The organism is Mesorhizobium sp. L-8-10 (assembly GCF_016756635.1).
In the GTDB taxonomy this organism is placed as follows: Bacteria; Pseudomonadota; Alphaproteobacteria; order Rhizobiales; family Rhizobiaceae.
Window position 1 is genome coordinate 3,922,456 of record NZ_AP023263.1, and the last position, 20,597, is coordinate 3,943,052.

12 protein-coding genes are annotated in these 20,597 nt (G+C 66.3%); 5 read left to right on the forward strand and 7 right to left on the reverse strand.

The features are described 5' to 3' along the window. Positions 1 to 185: 185 nt before the first annotated feature. Positions 186 to 8,720 (reverse strand): GH36-type glycosyl hydrolase domain-containing protein, encoded by an 8,535-nt coding sequence (locus JN280_RS18160; protein WP_202314054.1) that lies wholly within the window; start codon positions 8,718 to 8,720, stop codon positions 186 to 188. Positions 8,721 to 8,923: 203 nt separating this feature from the next. On the opposite strand from JN280_RS18160, the gene JN280_RS18165 reads away from it, so the two are divergent. Beyond that, complete coding sequence (locus JN280_RS18165) at positions 8,924 to 10,687, forward strand: adenylate/guanylate cyclase domain-containing protein (RefSeq protein ID WP_202314055.1); 1,764 nt, start codon at positions 8,924 to 8,926, stop codon at positions 10,685 to 10,687. 12 nt (positions 10,688 to 10,699) lie between these two features. Here the strand turns inward: JN280_RS18165 and JN280_RS18170 are convergent, their stop codons facing one another. The 6 genes from JN280_RS18170 to JN280_RS18195 all read right to left on the reverse strand — a co-directional run bounded on the left by JN280_RS18170 (position 10,700) and on the right by JN280_RS18195 (position 16,334). After that, positions 10,700 to 11,197 (reverse strand): L-2-amino-thiazoline-4-carboxylic acid hydrolase, encoded by a 498-nt coding sequence (locus tag JN280_RS18170; protein ID WP_202314057.1) that lies wholly within the window; start codon positions 11,195 to 11,197, stop codon positions 10,700 to 10,702. Further along, positions 11,194 to 11,991, reverse strand: a complete 798-nt coding sequence (locus tag JN280_RS18175) for an ATP-binding cassette domain-containing protein (RefSeq protein ID WP_244743395.1) — start codon at positions 11,989 to 11,991, stop codon at positions 11,194 to 11,196. The genes JN280_RS18170 and JN280_RS18175 overlap by 4 nt, the downstream gene beginning before the upstream one ends. Then, a complete protein-coding gene (locus JN280_RS18180) occupies positions 11,988 to 12,773 on the reverse strand; it encodes an ABC transporter ATP-binding protein (RefSeq protein ID WP_202314061.1) in 786 nt (261 codons plus the stop codon). Before JN280_RS18180 ends, JN280_RS18175 begins: the two co-directional genes overlap by 4 nt. Further along, positions 12,773 to 13,600: an ABC transporter permease gene (locus JN280_RS18185; RefSeq protein ID WP_202314063.1), complete on the reverse strand. Its 828-nt coding sequence runs from the start codon at positions 13,598 to 13,600 to the stop codon at positions 12,773 to 12,775. Before JN280_RS18185 ends, JN280_RS18180 begins: the two co-directional genes overlap by 1 nt. Next, positions 13,597 to 14,583, reverse strand: coding sequence for an ABC transporter permease (locus tag JN280_RS18190; RefSeq protein ID WP_202314065.1), 987 nt, complete (start codon positions 14,581 to 14,583; stop codon positions 13,597 to 13,599). Before JN280_RS18190 ends, JN280_RS18185 begins: the two co-directional genes overlap by 4 nt. 140 nt (positions 14,584 to 14,723) lie before the next feature. Continuing rightward, the gene (locus JN280_RS18195) at positions 14,724 to 16,334 is read right to left on the reverse strand and encodes an ABC transporter substrate-binding protein (RefSeq protein ID WP_202314067.1); all 1,611 of its coding nucleotides are present in this window, start codon (positions 16,332 to 16,334) and stop codon (positions 14,724 to 14,726) included. 417 nt (positions 16,335 to 16,751) lie between these two features. On the opposite strand from JN280_RS18195, the gene JN280_RS18200 reads away from it, so the two are divergent. Genes JN280_RS18200 through JN280_RS18215 form a run of 4 tightly spaced genes read left to right on the forward strand, consistent with a single transcriptional unit; the run spans position 16,752 to position 20,579 of the window. Then, a complete protein-coding gene (locus JN280_RS18200; protein WP_202314069.1) occupies positions 16,752 to 17,780 on the forward strand; it encodes a sulfate ABC transporter substrate-binding protein in 1,029 nt (342 codons plus the stop codon). A gap of 11 nt (positions 17,781 to 17,791) precedes the next feature. Beyond that, complete coding sequence (gene cysT, locus JN280_RS18205; RefSeq protein ID WP_202314072.1) at positions 17,792 to 18,646, forward strand: sulfate ABC transporter permease subunit CysT; 855 nt, start codon at positions 17,792 to 17,794, stop codon at positions 18,644 to 18,646. Further along, positions 18,639 to 19,520, forward strand: coding sequence for a sulfate ABC transporter permease subunit CysW (gene cysW, locus JN280_RS18210; RefSeq protein WP_202314074.1), 882 nt, complete (start codon positions 18,639 to 18,641; stop codon positions 19,518 to 19,520). Before cysT ends, cysW begins: the two co-directional genes overlap by 8 nt. Positions 19,521 to 19,538: 18 nt before the next feature. Beyond that, positions 19,539 to 20,579: a sulfate/molybdate ABC transporter ATP-binding protein gene (locus JN280_RS18215; protein WP_202314076.1), complete on the forward strand. Its 1,041-nt coding sequence runs from the start codon at positions 19,539 to 19,541 to the stop codon at positions 20,577 to 20,579. The last annotated feature ends 18 nt before the right edge of the window (positions 20,580 to 20,597 follow it).

A 20,597-nucleotide genomic window follows, 5' to 3' on the forward strand; every position in this document is an offset into this window, starting at 1 on the left:
ATACGCAGTTGCGTCAGGCAGCACAATGCCGGTTACCCGGTTCCGTTCCCGATCGCAGGACAAAAGTTGGATTCGCGCATTAATCTGCCGTGATCGGATAACGTTTTGAAATTAAACAAAAATGACGATGATAAGGCGAAAGCGTGACCAGCGCCCAAGATTACGGCAGTCACAAGTTGCGCTACCTATGCGGGTACTGTCACAAGTATATGTTTCTCGCCCTTCCGACCGTCGACCACGATCTCCTTGACCCGTTTTCCATCGATCGAGACGGCCGGAGAGCTCTTGCCGGCCTCTCGTGACACCTGGATGCGACAGATCGAAGCACCGAGCTTCAGCGTCGCCGAAAAACCGTCCCAGCCGGAGGGGAGGGAGGGCTCGACATGCAGCCGGTCGCCTTCCCTGCGGATGCCGAGGATGCCCTCGACGGCGGCTCGGTAGAGCCATCCGGCCGAGCCGGTGTACCAGGTCCAGCCGCCGCGTCCGGCCTTGCCGTCGCCGGCATAGATATCGGCCGCGACCACATAGGGCTCGACCCGGTAGCGCTCGGCCTCGACCTCGTCGAGCGCGTGGTTGACGGGATTGAGCATCTGGAACAGACGGTAGGCGTCGTCGGAATGGCCGCTTTGGGCGAGCGCCAGGACAAGCCAGGTCGCGGCATGGGTGTACTGGCCGCCATTCTCGCGGACGCCGGGCGGATAGCTCTTGATGTAGCCGGGATCCCTCTGCGTGTGCGCGAAGGGCGGAGTGAACAGCTTGGCGATCTTGAGTTCGGGATCGATCAGCATCTTGCTGGCGGCTTCCAGAGCGGTGCGTGATCGCGCCGGATCGCCGTGACCGGACAGCACGCTCCACGACTGGGCGATGGAGTCGATCCGGCATTCGTCCGACGACGACGAGCCGAGCCAGCTGCCGTCGTCATAGGTGGCGCGGCGGTACCACTGGCCATCCCAGGCTGCGGCCTCCAGTGCCTTCTTCAGGGCCTTCTCGTGCTTTTGCCAGCGTGCCGCGCGAAGCTCGTCCTTCCGTCCGCGTGCGATCGGCGCGAAGTCGGCCAGCGCCTTCAGCAGGAACCATCCCAGCCAGACGCTCTCGCCGCGCCCGCCGGCGCCGACCCGGTTCATGCCGTCGTTCCAGTCGCCGCCGAGGATCAGCGGCAGGCCGTTCGCCCCGGTGCGGACGACCGCAAGGTCGAGGCCACGGGCGCAGTGCTCGTAGAGGCTGGCCTTGGTCTTCAAAACTTCCGGCGTGAAGAAGGCGTCGTGCTCGCCTTCCTTGAGCGGCTCTCCCTTGATGAAGTCGAGTTCCTCGTCCAGGATCGCCTCGTCACCCGTCACCTTGATGTAGCGGTGCACGCCATAGGCGAGCCACACCACGTCGTCCGATATCGTCGTACGGACGCCAGCCCCCGTCCTCGGCAGCCACCAGTGCTGGACGTCGCCCTCGGGGAACTGCCGTCCGGCGGCGTTCAGCAGCTGCGTGCGCGCCAGCGACGGATCGTGGAGCAGCAGCGCGAGCGTATCCTGCAACTGGTCGCGGAAGCCGAAGGCGCCGCTTGCCTGGTAGAAGGCGGAACGCGCCCGGATGCGGCAGGCGAAGGCCTGGTAGGGCAGCCAGTAGTTCACCATGGCGTTGAGAGCCTCGTCGGGCGTCTCGACCTGCAACGTCCCGAGAAAGCCGTCCCAGGCTTTGGCGTTCTCGGCCAGGCGGTGTTCGAAGGGGATCGCGCGGTGCCGCGCGACCAGGCTCGACGCCTCCGCGGCGGAAGCCGCGTCGCCGAGCAGCCACAGCAGGTGCGCCTCGCCGCCCGCCGGAATCTCGATGTCGCGGGCAAGTGCCGCGCAGGGGTCGCGGCCGGGCTCCACCGTGCCGGCGAGGGCGCTTCCTGAAATCACCGTCTCGGGAGCCTGGACGGTTCCGTGGACGCCGACGAATTCGAGCCGGTCCGTGGTGAAGGACTGCGCCGGTGCGTCGCTTGCCAGGAAGGCCGTCCTCTCGCCGAAATCGAGGCTGTAGGCGTTGCGCGCCAGAAGCGCGCCCGTTGCCTCGTCGAGCGCCGGGATGATCGTCGGTGCGCATTTGGCGCGGTTGGTGCCGAGCACCCATTCCGCATAGGCGTAGACGCGCAGCCGCGCCGGCGCCGACCCCTGGTTGCGGATGGTCAGCCGCGAAACCTTCACCGGGTCGTTCGCGTCGACGACCTGGGTCAACTCGGCCGCCAGCGTCCCGTGCCTGGTGCTGAAGGTGCTGAAGCCCTGGCCGTGCCGTGCCTCGTAGAGCGCCGAAGCATCGCGGACGACCGCTGCCATCGGCGAGAAGACGCTGCTGTCGTCCAGGTCGAAGATATAGACCGCCTCTCCCGGGCGGTTGACGACCGGGTCGTTCGTCCACGGAGTGAGCTGGAAATCGCGGCTGTTGCGGCTCCAGGTGAAGGACGCGCCTTCGGCCGAACTGTGGAAGCCGAAATTCGCGTTCGAGATGATGTTGATCCAGGGGTGGGGCGTGACGCTGTCACCGGCGAGCCGCACGACATAGTCGCGGCCGTTCTCGTCGAAGCCCCCAAAGCCGTTCCAGTGCGTAAGTCCGTTGCCGTCGGCGTTCCGGACAGGCCGGCTCGGCGCCGGTTCGGCGACCTCGTCCGCGGCGGCTGTCGGCGCGGCAAGATGCACCGGCGGGCGGGCCTGGATCTCTGCCGTTTCGGCGCGCTCGATCTGGTCGAAGACCGTGCCGTTGCGTGTATGCAGCACGATGCGGGCGACGCCGAGCAAGGTGCGGTACGAGTTCTCGTCCATGAGATCGCGGCGCACGGCGAAGATGTGCTGGCGCGGGCCGAGTTCCTTGCCGCGCAGGCGGCTGTTCTCGCACAGCGACTCGATCGCCTGCTGCAGGTCCTGCACGTAGGACGCCGCCTGTTCGTTGACGATCACGAGGTCGGCGAGCACGCCGCGGGCGCGCATATATTCCTGCATGCGCAGCGTCGCGGCGATGATCTCGAGATCGGCGACATCGCCGATCCTCAGGACGAAGATCGGATAGTCGCCCGATATCGCCATCGGCCACAGCGCCGACTGGCGTCCGAGGCCCGAGGCAATCGCCTCCGCGGGCATGCGCATGGACGGGCTCGGATAGATCAGGTAGCGCGCCAGCTTCTGGACATTGGCGGCGTCGGCGAGGCTCAATCCGATATGGCGCGTCTGCACCTGAGAGCGGGTCCAGGCGAGCATCGCCTGCCGCTGGAAACTCTCGGGATGGTCGAGCCGCCCGATCACCTCGTCGATTTCGGCGCGGTTCGGCGCGACCACCGTCCAGAAGGTCAGCGAGACCTTCTTGCCGGCCGGAACGCGGACCCGGCAGCGCAGAGCCATTATGGGGTCGAGCACGAAGCCCTCGTTGCCGGCGAGCTTGGCGTCGCGGTCGAAGGCGGCCGCGTCGGCTATGGTCCGGCCCCGACCGATGAAGGCGCGGCGGTCCGTCTCCGCCTCGGTCTCGCGCGACAGTATGGCGCTGCCGGAGACGAAGTGGGCGAGCGCGATATCAGGGTCGCCGGCTCCGTATTTGCGCCGCGTGGCGTAGATGGTCGTGTTCTGCCGGCCGATCTCGGTCTCGACGAACATCTTGGAGAAGGCGGGATGCGCATTGTCGGAGGCTTCCGACCCGATCACGATCTCGCCGTAGGAGGTCACGTCGAGGTGGCGGTCGGCCGTGTCGTCATTGATGATGCTGATACGGCGGCCTTCCCCGTTGCCTTCAGAGATGACGATGCACTCCACTTCCGTGCGCAGCTTGCCCACCGCCTTGATGAAGTTCGCCTTGTCGTCGGTGAACAGCGTCTGCGCGACCTCCTCGGGAGCACGCCTGGGCTCCGCCGTCGCCGACCACCACGTGCCGGTATCCACATCGGTGAGGAACAGGTAGCAGCCGGCCTGGTCCTCGACCGGATCGGCCTGCCACCGCGTCACGGCCAGGTCGTTGAAGCGGCTGTAGCCGGAGCCCGTCGCCGTCACCATCAGCGAATAGTGGCCGTTCGACAGGAGGTTGGTGGCGCGCAGCGCATGGGCGGGATTGAGGATGATGCGGGTGTCCGGATATTCCTCCTTCACTTCGGCCGCGGCCTGCTGCGCCGCTTCCGTGCCGATGAAGGTGACGGGGATGTCGCGCGGCGCCTTCTCCTGCAGCAAAAGTTCCGCCGCCTCGATGACGGGGTCGCTGTGGAAGCGGTCGCGCATGCGCCCTTCGAACACGACATTGGCCACCGCCACGATCGACATGCCCTGGTGGTGGGCCATGTAGTTGTAGACGACGGCGTGGTTCTGGCCCTCCGGCACGCGGGTCGGGGTGAAGTCGACCGCGTCGTGGAAGCCATAGGCGCCGAGCGCGCCGATCGCCCGCAGCCGCTCCAGATTATCGACTGCCTGGCTGGGCATGTACTGCGAAGCGAGCAGCGTCGCGTAGGGAGCGATGACCGTGTTTCGCGCCAGCCCGCGCTTCAGGCCCAGGCCGGGAACGCCGAAATTGGTGTACTGATAGGTCATCTCGCGGTCGCGCGCATTATAGGCGGCTTCCGAAATGCCCCAGGGAATGCCTTTCGAGCGGCCGTAGCTGATCTGCTTGCGGATGATCAGGTTGTTGGTCTGGTTGAGGATGCCGCCATGCGGCTCCTTCATCACCAGCGGCGGCATCAGATATTCGAACATCGAGCCGGACCAGGAGATCAGCGCACCGCGGAAGCCGATCTCGGCGACCGGCCGGCCGAGACGGAACCAGTGCTCGGTCGAGATGTCGCCCTTGGCGATGGCGAACAGGCTGGTCAACCGGGCCTCGGAGGCGAGAAGGTCATAGCAGCTCTCGTCGAGCTGGCGCTCGTCGACGCGGTATCCGATCGACAGCAGCTTGCGTTCCTTCCTGAGCAGGAAGGAGAAGTCCATCTGGAAGGCGAAGAGCCGCGCACGGTCGTAGATGTCGCGTAGCCTGAGGCGCAGCGTCTCGACGCCCTTCTCGTCGGTATGGGCGTCGCTGACATGGAACTCGCAGGTCATTTCGAGCTTGCTCGCCCATAAGGCGAGCTGCTCTGAAACCTTGGAGCGGGTTTCGCCATGAATGGCCGAGGCCAGCTTGCGGATGTCGCCCGACAGTACTGCAAGGTTGATGGTGCGGATGGCCGCGGTCTCGGGCTCGTTGCGGATGATGCCGACGGCCCGCTTCATGCCGGAAATGCGGTCTCGCAGCCTCTGCCTCAGCGGACGGATCTGGCGCCGGTCGTCGGGCAGCGCATCGAGCGTTTCTTCCAGGATGGCGACGGTGTCGAGCATGCCGTCGAAATCGCCCTGCAGATAGGCGGCGGGCGCCATTGCCCATTCGTTGCAGGCGGCCGCCACCGCGACGAGGTGGCCGGCGAGGTTGCCGCTGTCGACCGCCGATATGTAGCGGGGGTAGAGCGGATGCAGGGTCTTCGTATCATACCAGTTGTAGAGATGGCCGCGGTCCCGGTCCATCCTCTCCAGCACCGAAAGGGTCTGATCGAGGCGCTCGATGGTGTTGGCGAGGCTGATCCAGCCGAAGTCGCGCGCCGAGATGATGGAAAGCAGGTAGACGCCGATATTGGTCGGCGAGGTGCGCGCCGCGACGACGGGGTAGGGCGTCTCCTGATAGTTGTCCGGCGGCAGCCAATGCTGCTCCTCGGTGACGAATGTCTCGAAATACAGCCAGGTGCGGCGGGCGATCCCGCGCAGCACGTCGCGGTCGCTGCGCGAGACATGCAGGCGGTCCTCGGTCTCGGCCGAACGGCTGATGAACCAGGCGAAGGCCGGCGCGCCGGCCCAGAACACGGCGAAGATGAAGGCGACGAAGGCGCCGGTGGAATCGGCGATGACAGGCACGGCCAGGCCGATCAGCGCGATCAGCGGACTGCCGCTCATGAGGCGGTAATAGTTGCCGAGCGTGTTGGCCCCGTTTTTCTGGGCCTGCGAGGCGGTTCGCCATTCCAGCAGGTTCTGCCGGGTCACGAACAGCCGGTAGAGCGTGCGCACGATCGCGTCGCCCATCATCCAGGCCGAATGCGCCATCAGCACGATGCGCAGCGCCACCTGGGCCGAGCCATGGGCGAATTCGTAGAGGAAGGAGCTCAGATGCGCCTTCGGCGTGGTCTCGCGCCCGTCGGGGATGAGCGAGTTCACGATCTCGAAGCTCGGCGCCATGAACAGGCTGACGATGAGCAGAGCCTGCCACTGCGCCGCGAGCGTAAAGGGCAGGAAGGTCCATCCGGCGATCGAGGCCAGTGTCCAGAAGATCGGCGTCAGCGATCGACGCAGATTGTCGACCATCTTCCAGCGCGACAGGCCCGGCACGCCCGATGCCGGGTCGACGATGAAGGGCAGGAGCTGCCAGTCGCCGCGCGCCCAGCGATGTTGGCGCGACGCGTCGACCGCGTAGCGGGTCGGATAGTCCTCGACCAGCTCGACGTCGGTGACGAGGGCGGCGCGGGCGAAGGAGCCTTCGAGCAGGTCGTGGCTCAGCACCGCGTTTTCGGGGATCCTGCCCTGGAGCGCGCTTTCCATGGCGTCCACCTGGTAGAGGCCCTTGCCAGTGAAGGTGCCTTCGCCGAACACGTCCTGATAGAGGTCGGACACGGCGAAGACATAAGGGTCCATGCCGCGATTGGCCGAGAATATGCGCTGGAAGAAGGAGGCCTCGTCGCCGGTCGTCAGCGACGGCGTCACGCGCGGCTGCAGGATGGCGTAGCCCGAGACGACGCGGCCGGAGGCGGGATCGATGACCGGCCGGTTGAGCGGGTGGCAGAGCTTGCCGACCAGGCGCGCCACCGCGTCGCGCGTCATGCGCGTGTCGGCGTCCATGGTCATGACATAGACGATGCCCTCGGGCAGCGGCGTGTCGGAGGGCATGAAGGTCGTGTCGCTGTCGCCGCGCAGCAGGAGGTCGAGTTCGTGCAGCTTGCCGCGCTTGCGCTCCCAGCCCATCCAGCACTTCTCGCCTTCGTTGTAGAGGCGGCGGCGGTGCAGGAGGTGGAAGCGTGGTCCGTTCTCGGGATAGCGCTGGTTGAGCTCGGCCACACAGTCATGGGCGTAGTCGAGCAGATCCATGTCGGCCTGGCTCTGCTCCTCCTGGCTGTCGGGCCAGTCGGAGAGGAGCGCGAAATGCAGGTCGCCCTTCATGTTGGCGAGGTAGTGCACTTCCATGTTGCGCAGGCTCTCCTCGACATCGTCGCGCGAGGAGATCAGCGACGGCACCACCACCAGCGTGCGTGCGCTCGACGGAACGCCTTCCTTGAATTCGTAGCCGATCAGGCTGGTCGGCTTCAGGAACTGCAGGACGATCGTGTTGAAGAAGGCAAGGGCGCCTTCGCTCGCCGGCACGGCGAAGAGGACCAGCAGGATGCCCACGGCCCAGGACGGGATGCCGGCGCTGGCGAGCGCAAGACCCGCCCAGGTCAGAAGCAGCAGCGTCATGACCAGGACAGGCCCGACGATGCCGGTCCATCCGGTCCTGCGGAACGAGCGCAGCAGCTTCTTGCCGAAAGTCGGGCGGTAGCCGAGCACCTGCTCCAGCTCCAGCCGCCGCGGGCCGACCAGGAAGAAACCGACATCGGCGGCCGGCGAGGCGATGTCCTCTGCCGTCGGCGCAGACTGCCGTGCCAATTGGATGGCCCGTGTGGCGACTTCATATTCGCTGAGACCGGAGCGCCGCGCCATCTCCTCGATGGCGGTGCGGTACTGGTCGCGTGACGGGAAGTCGAGGCTGGCGAAGTCGGTGCCCTCGCGCAGCAGCGTGTCGACCCGGCTGATGCCTTCGAACCAGACGGTCCAGTCGATGTCGTTGATCAGCCGCAGCCCGCGGATGATGTTGCCGGTCGTGACATTGCCGCTGGACAGCGTCTGGTGCTCGCCGAGGATGATTTCCTCGGCGTCGGAACCCGACCGCTCGAGCTCGTTCTCCAGCCAGGCGAGAGCGTTGCCGGCATTCTGCGAGCCGTCGCGCAGCCGATAGAGAAGCTGGGTCGCAAAGGTCGTGTCGCGTGCATGCTGGGCGAAGCCCGGCAATATGTCGGTGCGATCCTCGTCGGGGCCTGCGCTCAGGACGCGGTCGGCGAGTTCGTTGGCGATGCGCCGCATCTCGCGCGAGCGGCCGACACGCAGCGCCAGGCGGCGCAGGTTCTCGATCAGCACGAAACGCAGCAGCGAGGGAAGGGCCCACAGTTCGCCGATGCGCAGCGGCTCGACCGACTGGAAGCCCTGGACGATGGCCTCGAAACTCTGTGCGGAGACGGCGCTGTCGCAATGGGCAACGTAGAGCCAGGCAATCGCCAGCGCCCGCGGCGCGGTGACCCCGTTGGGCAGGGTGACGGTCGGAAGCTGACGGTAGAAGCGGCGCGGAACATCGCGCTTGATCTGAAAGACCGTTTCCTCGACCACGTAGAAATTGTCGAGCAGCCACTGGGCAGCTGGCGTCACGGTTTCGCCGCGGGCCTGGGCGTCGTTCATGGCCCGGTAGACTTCGAGGATCTTCCCGGAATTGTCCCGCACACGCGTCGGGAAATCGAAGGCTTCGGGGCCTGCGACCTTGGCGAGTTCGCCACGCGCCAGGGCCTCGCCGAGTCTTCGAAGCTGTTCCTCGGGCATGAACGTCGCACGGATGGGATCGTCGGCCTGCGCCGGCAGCGGTTCGAGGCTTGGCTGCAGGCGATCAGGGGCGGTCTGAACGTTCATGAAGCAATTTTCCGTGATACAGCGATCGCCGTGACGGGCTCGGCGCAGCCATCGGCTAAAACCGCTTGAAAGGCAATTGGTTGCGGCAAAAGTTTGTCAAGCGCTCTTTTTTTGCCTCAAGGGGCTCGTCACACCCAGCCTTGATTGGACTTGAAGCCGATGCATCACTAAGTGTGTCGGTGGCTTAGCCGGACAATAGGCATATGAACACCGATCGCATTCAACGCCGCCTCGTCGCCATCCTCGCGGCCGACGTCGTCGGTTACAGCCGGCTCATCGAGCGGGACGAGGCGGGCACCTTGGCGGAACTGAAACGCCGGTGGGCCGAGGTCGTCGAGCCGCTCGTCGTGCGCTATGGCGGCCGCATCTTCAAGACCATCGGCGACGCCATACTGGCAGAGTTCGGCAGCACGGTCGGCGCGGTCGAGTGCGGGGTGGAATTGCAGAAGGCGATGTCAGCCGCCAATGATGCGGGACCCGGCGAACGGCGCATGGTGATACGCGTCGGCATCCATCTGGGCGACGTGGTCGTGGAAGGCGACGACCTTTATGGCGACGGCGTCAATGTCGCGTCGCGCATCGAGGGCGTCGCGGATCCTGGCGGCATCGCCATTTCGGACGGGGTTCACGAGCATGTGCATGGCCGCATCAAGGTAAGTTTCATCGACGGCGGAATCCGCGAGCTCAAGAACATCGAGAGGGCGCTCCGCGTCTGGACATGGTCACCCGACATGGAGGGCGCCGACGCGGCGATCGCCGGCGCGGCGCCGCAGCCCGTGCCGAGCAGCAGGCCGTCGATCGCCGTCCTTCCCTTCGACAACATGTCGGGAGATCCCGACCAGGGTTACTTCGCCGACGGGATCACCGAAGACATCATCACCGATCTGTCCAAGGTCTCGGGGCTGTTCGTCATCGCGCGAAATTCCTCGTTTGCCTACAAGGGTTTGGTGCGTGACATTCGCAAGGTGAGTCAGGAACTCGGGGTTCGCTACGTGCTTGAAGGCAGCGTGCGCCGGGCGGCCAACCGGATCCGCATCAACGCGCAGATGATCGATGGCACCACGGGCGGCCACCTGTGGGCCGAACGTTACGATCGCGACCTTGAGGACATCTTCGCCGTGCAGGACGAGGTGACGCGCACCATCGTCACGGCGCTGGAGGTGAAGCTGACTGCCGGCGAGGAGGCCCGACGCGGAAGCCTGGGCAAGATCGCCCCTGAGGTCTACGACCTGCTCGTGCGCTCCCGCCAGGTAGCCTTGCAGCTTCGGCCGGAGGCTGCGGCCGAGGCGAAGTCCATCCTGGAGCGCGTGATCGCGATGGATCCCGGCGTGGCTCTCGCCTACGGGCGGCTGTCGGTCATATATTTCGCCGAATATGTCAACCAGTGGAACAATGCGACCGAAGAACATCTGGTGAAGGCGCGCGAGCTTGCCCTCAAGGCGATCGAGACGGACGAGAGCGAGCCGCAGGCCCATATTGCCCTCGCCATCGCCCATACCTGGGCCAGGAACTGGGAGGAGGCGGAAAAGGCCGCCGAGCGCGGCGTCGCACTCGGCCCGAACCTGGCGGACGCCTATACGTCGCTCGGCAATGTCAGGGATTTCCAGGGGCGCCATGAGGAGGCCGCCGCCCTCTACCGGCGGGCGCATCGGCTCGACCCGCAGTTCGATCTGTCCCTGCATTTCCTTGGCCGGGCCCTGTTGGCGCTCGGCCGCTACGACGAGGCCGAGATCGCCTTCAAGCGCCGCCTGTCGCTGGCGCCGCACTCGGACATGACACGCTTCTATCTTGCCTGCCTCTATGGCCTTACCGGCCAGGCGGAAGAGGCACGGCGTTACTGGAAGGAAACGCACGAGGTCAATCCGGGCTTCTCCATCGAGCGGCTGCGGCAGATCCTTCCGTACAAGGATCCCGACCAGTTCGAGCATCTTACGCAGGGGCTGCGCGACGTCGGCATCCTGGGCTGACCGGGCAGGGCGTCAGCCCTCCCTGTCGCCCAGGCGGATGTGGCAGCAGCCGGGGCCGTGGCCCGGTGTCCAGGTGACGTTCTCGAAGCGCACGCCCGTCGCCTCGAAGAGGCCTCGGTCGAAAGCGCCGGCGATCCGGCACAGCGTCGCGAGCCGCTCGCCATCGATCCCGGCCTCGACCCAGGCATCCTTCAGCGGGCATCTCCTGACACGGAAGGCGATGTGTCTTTCGTCGCGTTCGACGTCGGTCGGATACATGCGTCCGCCGTCCGGGCTGGCTGCGAGGAAGGCTTCGCCGATCGCGCGGGCATCGTTCGGCCCGAAGCCGCGGAACGCCGCTTCGGCGACCTCGCGGCCGCGTCTTTCGATGACGCGGATCATCAGCGCCTCGGCTTCATCCGGGCCGAGGGTCGCCGCGAGCTCGTCATAGAACAGTCGGTAGAGGTCGGCACGGTTGCGGAACGCGGCGTCGAGCTCACGCGACAGGACCTCGGCGCGGTCGCCTTTCATGGCACGGTTTCCTCCTCTGCCGGCACGGCGAGACGCGGCGCCGCGGCGACCAGCGCCTGCGCCGTCGGCGAGCGCGGTTCCGTCACCACCTGGCGCGCCGGGCCGGTTTCGACAATGGCGCCGGCATCCATCACTGCGATCCGGTGGGCGATCATGCGCACCGCAGCGAGGTCGTGGGTCACGAACAGATAAGCGGTGCGATCGCGTTCCTGTATGTCGATGAGCAAGGCCAGGATCTGCCGGCGCGTGGCGACGTCGAGGGCGGAGACCGCCTCGTCGAGGACGATGAGCGCAGGCTTCGTGGCGAGCGCCCGGGCGATCGCCACGCGCTGGCGCTGGCCGCCGGACATTTCGTGGATCGGGCGCCGGGCGAAATCCGAGGGGAGCCCGACGCGGTCGAGCAGCGCCGCGATCGCATAAGCGCGCTCGGCCCTGCCGGCGATACGGTGGATACGCAGCGGGTCAGCCAGCACACGACCGACCGTGGCGCGCGGATTGAACGCGGAATGCGGATCCTGGAACACCATCTGGAGCCTGGCCCGCGCCGCTCGCAGGCTTCGCCCGCCGAGAGCCAGGAGATCTGTCCCTTCGAAACGTATCGTGCCGCGGTCGGGCTCGATCAGCCGCAGCACCATCCGGGCGAGCGTCGACTTGCCGCTGCCGGACGGCCCGACGAGCGCCAGCGTCTCGCCGCGGCCGACGATGAGATCTGCGCCGGCGACTGCGTCGAAGCGGCGTCCGCCGCGCAGGAACGACCTGCTCAGGCCTGAGATCGCGAGCAGCGGTTCGGTCACGCGTCCGCCCCCGCCTGATATCGCCATGGCGTCTCGACATGGGCCTCGATCAACGCCCTGGTATAGGGGTCGCCAGGTGCCGACAGGATATCGCGCGTGGCGCCTGCCTCCACCACGCGGCCGCCGCGCAGCACCATGATGCGATCCGCGAGGCCGGAGGCGAGCGCGATGTCATGGGTGATGAAGAGCAGCGACATTTCCTCCGCCGCGACGATGTCGCGGATCAACGCGACGATCTCCGCCTGCACGATCGTGTCGAGGGCACTGGTCGCCTCGTCCGCGATGAGAAGTTTCGGCTTCGCCGCGATCGCCGCGGCGATCGCCACCCGCTGCTTCTGCCCGCCGGAGAGCTGATGCGGAAAGGTTCTCAGCAGCGTCGCCGGATCCGGCAGCTTCACCTGGTCGATCAGTTCGGCGGCACGCCGAAGGGAAGCTCTCCAGCCGAGGCCCAGATGGGCGTGCACGACCTCCGCCACCTGTTCGCCGATGGTGAGCACGGGGTCGAGGCTGGCCGACGGGTCCTGGAAGACGATGCCGAAATCCTTGCCTGCCACGGGCGGAGTGTCCAAGGCTGGCCATAGGATGCGGCCGGAGACCAGCGCCTGCTGCGGCAGCAGGCCGGCGACAGCCAGCGCGAGTGTGCTCTTGCCCGAGCCGCTTTCGCCGATGACGGCGAGCCGCTCGCCCGCGGCGACGTCGAGGCCGACACCGCCAAGCGCGGTAGCGGCCCTGTCGGCGCGCCGGTAGGACACGGTGAGATTGGCGACCGCCAGCAACGACATCAGGCATGTCTCCGCTTTGCCGCGGAGGCCTCGACCACGCCTTCCCCGAACAGATAGACGCCGAGCACGGCCAGCACGAGGGCAATGCCGGGGATGATCGACAGATAGGGCGCGGAACGCAGCACGGTCCGGCCTTCCGCGATCATGGCGCCCCAGGTCACCCGGTTCGGGTCGCCAAGCCCGAGGAAGGAGAGGGCGGCCTCGGTGAGGATGGCGCCCGCCACGATGACCGAGGAAAGCGCCAGCACCGGCGGCAGGGCGTTGGGCAGCACCTCGCGAAAAGCGATCTCGAGGGGATGCATGCCGACGACCCGGCTCGCCGCGACGAAATCGCGCTCGCGGATGGACAGGACCTCCGCCCGCGCGATGCGCGCCGGCCCGGTCCAGGCACTGAGCGCGATGGCCGTCGCAACGACGCCGAGCGAGGGGCCGGCGACACTGACGAAGGCGAGCGCCAGCAAAAAGCCAGGGACCGTCTGGAAGGCGTCGGTGAGCCGCATCAGCGCCTCGTCGATCAGCCCGCCGGAGAAGCCCGCCAGCGTGCCGACGATCGCGCCGATCGCAAGTGAGGCGGCCGCGGCGGCGAGGCTGACGGCGAGCGAGGTGCGCGCGCCGTGCATCAATCCGGCGAGCACATCCCTGCCCAGCCTGTCGGTGCCGAGAAAATGGGCGGGGTCCTGGAAAGGCTGCAGCAATGCCGGGCCGGCAATCGACAGCGGATCGCGTGGGAAGAAATAGGGCGCGGCCAGCGCGGCGCCGGCCAGGACGACCAGGATCAGCAGACCGGCGATCCCTTCGGGGCTGCCGAGCATTCGCAGCGCCTTCATGTCGATCCTCTGTTCGAGCCGACGCGCGGGTCGAGCAGGGCATAGGCGATGTCGACGGCGAGATTGACGACGATCACCAGCACGGCGCTGACCAGGATGATGCCGAGCAGCAGCGGCGTATCGCGGGATGCGACCGCTTCCTGCGCCAGACGGCCGAGGCCGGGCACCGAGAAGACACTTTCGATGACGACGCTGCCGCCGAGCATGCTGGCCGACTGCAGCCCGAGCATGGTGACGACAGGCAGAAGGGCGTTACGCGCGACGTGACGCATTGCGATGCGCCGGCGCGGGATGCCTCGCGCCCTGGCGGCGAGCACGAAATCCATGCGCCAGACTTCGGCCATTCCGGCCCGCATCATACGCAGATAGAGCGCGAGGTAGATGAAGCCGAGGGCCGCGACCGGCAGCAGCAGGTGGCGCGCGATGTCCAGGGCACGGTCGAGGCCGGTCTTGCCCGAGGCGATGGTCTCGATGCCGCCGAGCGGCAGCCAGCGAAGCTGCACGGAGAACACGACGATCAGCACCAGGCCCAGCCAGAAACCCGGCACCGCGTAGAGCGCCAACGAGCCGATCGACAAGGCACGGTCGCGGACCGAGCCCGGCCGGGCGCCGGCGACGATACCGAGCAGCGAGCCGAGGCCGAAGGAAAGCGCCGTGGCGCTGCCCATCAGCAGGAAGGTGGTCGGCAACCTCTCCACGATCACATCCCGGATGGGCCGCGCGAAGGTGACCGACCACCCGAGATCGCCCTGGGCGAGCGCCTGGAGATAGGTCGTGAAGCGTGCCGTGGCGGATTGATCGAGCCCCCATTGTCGGCGCAACTCCTGGACGAGGCCGGCATCGCCGCCGATCGAGACCACATAGGCGTCGACTGCGTCGCCCGGCGACGCCTCGAGCAGGAGGAAGGCGCCGACCACGACGATCAGCAGCACCGGCACGGCGGCGACCAGACGCCGCCGGATGAGGATGAAGGCACGGTTCATGACGTTGCTGGAGACCGTCCAGCTAATCGGCCATCTGCCCCATCGAGAGCTGGACTACCGGCACGATCGAGGCGGATGCTGTGGCGTGCGTGTTTCACTGTCATTGTTCCGAAGCCCGGCTGCTTCGCAACGCGACAATGTCACGTTTCGAGCCAGGTGTCCGCCCAGTTCGATACGGCCCAACGCGGATTGTTGGAGATGTTGTGAACCGAATCCCGCGCCACCGTGACGAACCCCCATTCCGCTACGTTGATGAGCGGCAGGTCTTCGGCCACCTTGCGCTGGAAATCCCGATAGAGTGCGATGCGCGCCTCGGGGTCCAATGTCTGCGCCGCTTCGGCAATGATGCGGTCGAGTTCGGCATTGGCGTAGCCGCCCTGGTTGGAGAAGGGCACGCCGTCGGGGATGCCGCTCTGCACCAGGATCGTCGTCGAGATCGCCGGATCGCCACGGAAGACCGGCGGGGCCACGGCGAGATCGAAAGCGTGGTCTGTGTAGACAGCCTTCTGATGCGCGGCCGCGTCGTTGTTGACGAGTTGCGCGTCGATGCCGATCACCGCCAGTGCCTGGCGAAGATAGTCGCCGAACTGCCTGGTTTCGTTGAAGTAGGGCGCCGGCAGCAGCTTCAGGCCGAAGCGCTTGCCATCGGCCCCTCGCTTGTAGCCGGCCTCGTCCAGCAGGGCGTCGGCCTTGGCCGGATCGAAGGCGTAGGTCGGCACGTCGGACGTATGGAACTGCTTGTCGTTGCGCGGCACCGGCCCGGTGGACGCGCTGGCGTAGCCGAGGAAGATCGTCTTCACCACGAAGTCCCTGTCGATGGCGTGGGCGATCGCCTGCCGCACCTTGAGGTCGGCGAGTTCCTTGCGCCGGTGGTTGATCTCGACGACGAGCTGGTAGGTGAGAGCCTCGTATCCCCTGGTGATTACCTCGATGCCGGGCACCTTGGAGATGCGGGCGAGATCGGCGAGCGGAACGGCCGAGAAGGCGGCGAGGTGGATTTCCTCGGCCTCGAGCGCTCCGGCCGCCGCCGCCCGGTCCGGCAGGACACGATAGACGATCTCGTCGAGACGGGGTTCGCCGGCGTTCCAATAGTCGGGGTTGCGCTCCAGCCGGTAATATTCGCCGGTCTTGTGCTCGGCGAATTTGTAGGGGCCGGTGCCGACCGGCGCGGTGTTGGCGGGGTTCGCCGCGATGTCCGTGCCTTCATAGACATGTTTCGGCACCACGCTGGTCAGCGCCGGCAGCGCATTCCTGATGAGCTGGAACGGCGTCGGCCTGGAAAAGCGGAAGACCGCGGTGTGCGCATCGGGCGTGTCGACGGCCTCGAGATCCTTGAAGACGACGCGGCCGAGATTCTGCACGGGTTTCCACAGTTGCAGCGCCGAGAAGGCGACGTCGGCCGAGGTGAACGGCTCGCCGTCGTGCCATTTGACGCCCTCGCGCAGTCGGAAGGTGACCGACAGGCCGTCGGCTGTTTCTTCCCAGGCAGTGGCGAGCCGGCCCTCCAGCCCATCCGTGCCGTCGAAGGAAGCTTCTGCCAGCGGCTCGACGATCTTGCTCGATATGAAGAAGACACCGTTCGAGGCGACGACCGCGGGGTTGAGGTTGCGCGGCTCCGAATCGGCCGCGACGACCAGCCGTCCGCCGATCTTCGGCTGCTGCGCGAAGGCGATGCGGGGCAAGGCGGTCGAAGCGAGCAGCACCGCCGTTCCTCGGAGAAGCCGGCGCCGCGAAAGTCCTTTTTCCCGCATGGCGTCATCTCCTTCAATTCGCCCCGCCACGTGGCGGGCCGGCGCCAATTGCCGTTCTGTCAATCACTATGCGCCCGAGACGGGCTGGGCCAAGCACGCCATTGCCGGCTCCGCCCGGAAGCTGGAAATCCTTGCCGCATCCGCGCCGGGGAGCGGAACCGCGACGCCGCATTGTGATCGCGCGGCATGGCCCTCGTCCATCGCGGCACGGCCCTATTGCGGCTATGCCAGGCGTAGACCGGAGCGCAGCGGCATTGTGCCAGCGCATCCAGGCGGCCATGCCAGGGCAGAACGGGAATCCCGTACGCCGTACCCCGGCGAAAGGATTTTGCGTCCTGCCATCCAACAATGGAACGGTCGCAGCTCCGTATTTCTATAAAATCGATAGAGTATGGGGAATAGTCAGCGGAGGCACACATGATCCAGCTTCGTTCCCGACCGATCCTTGCGGGCCTGCTTGCCGGCGCGGTCCAAATGGGCGTACTCGGCTCGGCCCTCGCCGATGCTACGCTGCTGAACGTGTCCTATGATCCGACACGTGAGCTCTACAAGGAATTCAACGCTGCCTTCGCCGAGAGATGGAAGGCCGAGACGGGCGAGACGGTCACCATCCGGACCTCCCACGGCGGCTCCGGCAAGCAGGCGCGGGCCGTGATCGACGGGCTCGATGCCGATGTCGTGACGCTGGCGCTCGAAAGCGACATCAACGCCATTGCCGAAAACTCGCAGAAGATAGCTTCCGACTGGCGCGGGAGGCTGCCGAACAATTCCTCGCCCTACACATCGACCATCATCTTTCTCGTCCGCAAGGGCAATCCCAAGGACATCAGGGATTGGGGCGACCTGGTAAAGGACGGGGTTCGGGTCATCACGCCCAACCCCAAGACCTCCGGCGGAGCCCGCTGGAACTATCTGGCGGCCTGGGCTTGGGCAAACACGCAGTTCGGCGGCGACGAGGCCAGGATCAAGGACTATATCGGGACACTCTTTGCGCATGTGCCCGTGCTCGACACCGGGGCGCGCGGCTCGACCGTGACCTTCGCCCAGCGCGGCCTGGGTGACGTGCTGCTGGCCTGGGAGAACGAGGCCTATCTCGCGCTCGACGAGTTCGGCGCTGACAATTTCGACGTCGTCATCCCGCCCACCTCGATCCTGGCCGAACCGCCGGTGGCGCTGGTCGACGGCAATGTCGATGCCAAGGGTACCCGTAAGGTGGCGCAGGCCTATCTCGAATATCTCTATTCGGAGCAAGGCCAGCGGCTCGCCGCAAGGCACCACTACCGCCCGTCCAGACCCGAGCTTGTTCCAGCCGAGGAACTGCAGAAGCTGCCCGAGATCAAGCTGGTGTCGATCGACGACCCGATCTTCGGCGGATGGAAGAAGTCGCAGCCCTATCATTTCGGTGAGGGCGGGATCTTCGACCAGATCTACAAGCCGGCCAGGTAGGCTAGGTGCCAATGACTACGGTTCCCGCTTCGGCCGCGAGATGGCGGTTCAGGACGCCGAGCGTCATTCCGGGTTTCGGACTGGCGCTCGGTTTCGCGCTCGTCTACCTCACGCTCGTCATCCTCATCCCGCTCTCGGGACTCGCCTGGCGCTCCGCCTCGCTAGGGCCTGCCGACTTCCTGGCCATCGCCACCGACGAGCGCACGCTGAAGGCGCTCCAGATCAGCTTCGGCGCGTCGCTGATCGCGGCGGCCGTCAATGTCGTTTTCGGCACGATCGTGGCCTGGGTCCTGGTGCGCTACCGTTTTCCCGGCCGGCGCATCGTCGACGCGATGGTCGACCTGCCCTTCGCCCTGCCGACTGCGGTGGCCGGCATCGCGCTCACCACGCTCTACGCACCCAATGGCTGGATCGGGTCGCTGCTGGCGCCGCTCGGCATAAAGGTGGCCTACACGCCGCTCGGCATCGTGGTCGCGCTGATCTTCATCGGGCTGCCCTTCGTGGTGCGCACGGTGCAGCCGGTCATGGAGGAGATCGACAAGGAGGTCGAGGAGGCGGCCGCCACGCTCGGCGCCGGCCGGTTCCAGACGATCAGGCGCGTGCTGGCGCCCGGACTCGCCCCGGCCGTCATCACCGGCTTCGCACTCGCCTTCGCCCGCGCTGTAGGCGAATACGGCTCCGTCATCTTCATTGCCGGAAACCTGCCCTACGTGTCGGAGATCGCGCCGCTGCTGATCGTTATCAGGCTGGAGGAATACGACTATGCCGGTGCGACGGCCGTTGCTGCGATCATGCTGGTTATCGCCTTCGCCATGCTCCTGGTGATCAATCTCCTTCAAGCGTGGAGCCGCAGGCGTTATGGCTGACCTTCGCGGCTACTACGAACCGGAAGCGGCGGAGAACGCGTCGCCCGTCACCGAGAGCCTGCGGGCGCGCCTGGCGCTGATGCTCGCCGCTTTCCTCTTCCTCGGCGTCTTCCTTGTGCTGCCGCTGATCGTCGTGTTCGTCGAAGCCTTCAGCAAAGGTGCGGGCACCTTCCTGGAGGCGCTGTCCGACAGCGACACACGTTCCGCCATCCGGCTCACCCTGCTGGTCGCGGCGATCTCGGTGCCGCTCAACCTCGTCTTCGGCGTGGCCGCAGCCTGGGCGATCGCCAAGTTCGAGTTCAAGGGCAAAGCCTTCCTCATCACCCTGATCGACCTGCCGTTCTCGGTCTCACCGGTCATTTCCGGTCTGGTCTACGTGCTGCTCTTCGGTGCGGGCAGCACGCTCGGGCCCTGGCTCAAGACGCATGGCATCGAGATCCTGTTCGCCGTGCCCGGCATCGTGCTCGCCACGGTTTTCGTCACCTTTCCCTTCGTTGCGCGCGAGTTGATCCCGCTGATGCAGGAGCAGGGAACGGGCGACGAGGAGGCAGCGCTGTCGCTGGGCGCCAGCGGCTGGCAGACCTTCCGGCACGTGACGCTGCCCAACATCAAATGGGGCCTGCTCTACGGCGTGCTCCTGTGCAACGCGCGCGCCATGGGCGAATTCGGGGCGGTATCGGTCGTTTCGGGCCACATACGCGGTCTCACCAACACCATGCCGCTGCATGTCGAGATCCTCTACAACGAATACAATGCCGCCGGCGCCTTCGCCGTCGCATCGTTGCTCGCCGGGCTGGCGTTGGTCACGCTGGCGCTGAAGACGCTGCTTGAAATGCGCTACGGCGACGCCATCGCCGGAAAACGCGGCCACTGATCAAGGGTAATCCGCCACATGGAAGTTCGCGTCGTCAATGTACGCAAGGAATTCGATCGCTTCCCGGCGCTTCACGATGTCTCGCTCGACATCCGTTCGGGCGAACTGATCGCGCTGCTCGGGCCTTCGGGCTCCGGAAAGACGACATTGCTGCGGTTGATTGCAGGCCTCGAGCGTCCGACAAGCGGGGCTGTCTTCTTCGGCGAGGAGGACGCCTCGCGAAAGACGGTGCAGGAGCGCAATGTCGGGTTCGTCTTCCAGCACTACGCCCTGTTCCGCCACATGACGGTGGCCGAAAACATCGGCTTTGGCCTGAAGGTGCGCAAGCACGGTCGCCCCACAGACGCGGCGATCCGCCGCCGCGCCCTCGAACTTCTCGACCTCGTGCAGCTTTCCGGGTTGGCAAGGCGCTACCCGGCCCAGCTTTCGGGCGGCCAGCGCCAGCGCGTGGCTCTGGCGCGGGCGCTGGCCATCGAACCACGTGTGCTGCTGCTCGACGAGCCCTTCGGCGCGCTCGACGCACAGGTGCGACGCGACCTCCGCCGCTGGCTGCGCGATTTGCACGACCGCACCGGCCATACGACCGTCTTCGTCACCCATGATCAGGAGGAGGCGCTGGAACTTGCCGATCGCGTGGTCGTCATGAGCCAGGGGGCGATCGAGCAGGTCGGCACGGCGGACGACGTCTACGACACGCCCAATTCGCCCTTTGTCTATAGCTTTATCGGGGATTCGAGCTTGCTGCCCGTGCGGTTGGAGGGCGGGGACGTATGGATTGCCGATCGTCCGATCGGACTTCCGGCAACCGGTTCCCCCGACGGTGAGGCGCTGCTCTGTTTCCGCCCGCACGATATCGAACTCGTCGAGGGATGCAGCGGCTGCATCGCGGGTACTGTGGCCACCAGCCACCGTTTCGCGGCGACCCGGCGGGTCGAACTGGAGGTGGGCGGCGAGCGCCGGAAGGTCGAGATCGAGCTGCCGGTCGACCATCCGGTCGCTCAGAAGAGCCGCATCGCCTTCCGGCCGCGCAAGTGGAAGCTGTTTCCCGAGGCGGCCTGACGTCTCTTCCCCGATTGC

What these genes read in the sequence shown, in the direction of transcription:
- JN280_RS18160 (WP_202314054.1), bottom strand. Translation starts at nt 8,720, where the DNA reads ATGAACGTTCAGACCGCCCCTGATCGCCTGCAGCCAAGCCTCGAACCG.
- JN280_RS18165 (WP_202314055.1), top strand. Translation starts at nt 8,924, where the DNA reads ATGAACACCGATCGCATTCAACGCCGCCTCGTCGCCATCCTCGCGGCC.
- JN280_RS18170 (WP_202314057.1), bottom strand. Translation starts at nt 11,197, where the DNA reads ATGAAAGGCGACCGCGCCGAGGTCCTGTCGCGTGAGCTCGACGCCGCG.
- JN280_RS18180 (WP_202314061.1), bottom strand. Translation starts at nt 12,773, where the DNA reads ATGTCGTTGCTGGCGGTCGCCAATCTCACCGTGTCCTACCGGCGCGCC.
- JN280_RS18185 (WP_202314063.1), bottom strand. Translation starts at nt 13,600, where the DNA reads ATGAAGGCGCTGCGAATGCTCGGCAGCCCCGAAGGGATCGCCGGTCTG.
- JN280_RS18190 (WP_202314065.1), bottom strand. Translation starts at nt 14,583, where the DNA reads ATGAACCGTGCCTTCATCCTCATCCGGCGGCGTCTGGTCGCCGCCGTG.
- JN280_RS18195 (WP_202314067.1), bottom strand. Translation starts at nt 16,334, where the DNA reads ATGCGGGAAAAAGGACTTTCGCGGCGCCGGCTTCTCCGAGGAACGGCG.
- JN280_RS18200 (WP_202314069.1), top strand. Translation starts at nt 16,752, where the DNA reads ATGATCCAGCTTCGTTCCCGACCGATCCTTGCGGGCCTGCTTGCCGGC.
- cysT (WP_202314072.1), top strand. Translation starts at nt 17,792, where the DNA reads ATGACTACGGTTCCCGCTTCGGCCGCGAGATGGCGGTTCAGGACGCCG.
- cysW (WP_202314074.1), top strand. Translation starts at nt 18,639, where the DNA reads ATGGCTGACCTTCGCGGCTACTACGAACCGGAAGCGGCGGAGAACGCG.
- JN280_RS18215 (WP_202314076.1), top strand. Translation starts at nt 19,539, where the DNA reads ATGGAAGTTCGCGTCGTCAATGTACGCAAGGAATTCGATCGCTTCCCG.